Origin of the sequence: Rhizobium sp. RHZ01 (assembly GCF_014851595.1) — a bacterium.
In the GTDB taxonomy this organism is placed as follows: Bacteria; Pseudomonadota; Alphaproteobacteria; order Rhizobiales; family Rhizobiaceae; genus Rhizobium; species Rhizobium altiplani.
Map to the genome: position 1 here is coordinate 1 of NZ_JACUZZ010000158.1, position 255 is coordinate 255.

Annotated in this window: 1 protein-coding gene; it reads right to left on the minus strand. The window is 60.8% G+C overall.

What is annotated here, in order from left to right; genetic code table 11:
* The coding region (locus IB248_RS31270; RefSeq protein WP_192242270.1) for a DUF2950 family protein at positions 1-255 on the minus strand (255 nt) is incomplete at both ends.

Sequence of the window (255 nt, forward strand, 5' to 3'; positions counted from 1 at the left end):
TTCTGTGCATATTCGAGAACGCCGTCGCCGTCGTGATCGGCCGAAGCGTATTCTTGCTGCGCGTCGACGTAGTTGCGCATGGTGTCGATCGCTTGCAGTTCATTCTCGCCGATCCGCCTGTCGAGGACCTCCTCGAAGCCCGCCTTGGTATCGAAGGCCCATTTGCCATCACCACGTTTCGCGAGCGGGAAGGGGAGCGGCCAAAGCTTGTCGCCGATCTCGACGATCTTCTTGCCGTCCCGGTCCTCCACGACC